Here is a 1,257-nt window from a genome sequence, read left to right on the forward strand (position 1 = left end):
AGCAGCACGAAATGATCGAGAATCGTGGAGTGCGAAACATCGGTGGCAGAGCTGCCGTCGGCTGGCAGCTTCTGAAAGTAGGTGCGACACTCTTCTGGCACATCGTTAGGGTCGTGCAGGTAGAGCTCATAAAGCTCTTCCACATAGGCAGCGTTTCCACCTGAAAGGTAGGCGCTGTTCCACATGCGCTGCATCACGCTTTCTTGCATGCTTGGTCACCCTCGGTTAGGGGAACACCATCGGCGTCGACACCGAGCAAGCTTGCAGAAGTCCGAATGCAGCGACCAAAACAAGCCACTTAGGATCACACTGATAGTCCGGGTACCAGCCCGGATGCCCCTGCTTGTCTCATTTCTTCAAAAATAAGAGCCGCAGCTTTTGGCTGTTGCTCTGGTTATAGCCAGGGCGCGGGTTGAAGCCCGCGCCGAGACCTTCTACGGGTACAGCGGTGCCGCTTTTTACGGCGGCGGTTACAGCAGCTGAATCACACGCCGCTCGAGAGCAGCATGTTACGGATGTGACCGATGGCCTTAGTCGGGTTCAGGCCTTTCGGACATACGTTGACGCAGTTCATGATGCCCCGGCAGCGGAAGACGCTGAACGGGTCATCGAGCGAAGCCAGACGCTCGGAGGTCTTGGTGTCGCGGCTGTCTGCCAGGAAGCGGTACGCTTGCAGCAGGGCGGCCGGGCCCAGGAACTTGTCCGGGTTCCACCAGAAGGACGGGCAGGAGGTCGAGCAGCAGGCGCACAGAATGCACTCGTACAGACCGTCCAGCTTTTCACGCTCTTCAGGGGACTGCAGACGCTCGATGGCCGGAGCCGGCGTGTCGTTCTGCAGGAATGGCTTCACCTTCTCGTATTGCTTGTAGAAGATGCTCATATCGACGACCAGGTCACGGATGACCGGCAAACCCGGCAGCGGACGAATGACCAGCTTGTTGCCTTTCACGACGGCGGACAGCGGCGTGATGCACGCCAGGCCGTTCTTGCCGTTGATGTTCATGCCGTCGGAGCCGCAGACGCCTTCACGGCAGGAACGACGGTAGGAGAAACCCTCGTCCTGCTCTTTGATCAGGGCCAGCACGTCCAGCACCATCAGGTCCTTACCACCGGTATCGACCTGGAATTCCTGCATGAACGGCGCAGCGTCCTGATCAGGGTTGTAACGATAAACACTGACTTTCAACATGGCGGTCACCCTTAATAAGTCAGCAATATAGTTAAGAAAGTCGGAAAAGTCTTCTGCGAGAAGTTCAC

General features: G+C 57.4%; 2 protein-coding genes. Both read right to left on the reverse strand.

Annotated elements, in window-relative coordinates; translation table 11 throughout:
* The coding region (locus ACIP0B_RS28525; protein WP_400838558.1) for a hypothetical protein at positions 1 to 209 on the reverse strand (209 nt) is incomplete at its 3' end.
* A 275-nt stretch (positions 210 to 484) separates the two neighbouring features.
* The gene (locus ACIP0B_RS28530; protein ID WP_065260469.1) at positions 485 to 1,189 is read right to left on the reverse strand and encodes a succinate dehydrogenase iron-sulfur subunit; all 705 of its coding nucleotides are present in this window, start codon (positions 1,187 to 1,189) and stop codon (positions 485 to 487) included.
* Positions 1,190 to 1,257 lie beyond the last annotated feature (68 nt).

This window comes from Pseudomonas sp. NPDC089534 (genome assembly GCF_044749305.1).
Lineage (GTDB): Bacteria > Pseudomonadota > Gammaproteobacteria > Pseudomonadales > Pseudomonadaceae > Aquipseudomonas > Aquipseudomonas ekonensis.

Excerpts from the sequence above, each read along its gene's own strand:
- ACIP0B_RS28530 (WP_065260469.1), bottom strand. The coding sequence starts at position 1,189 with ATGTTGAAAGTCAGTGTTTATCGTTACAACCCTGATCAGGACGCTGCG.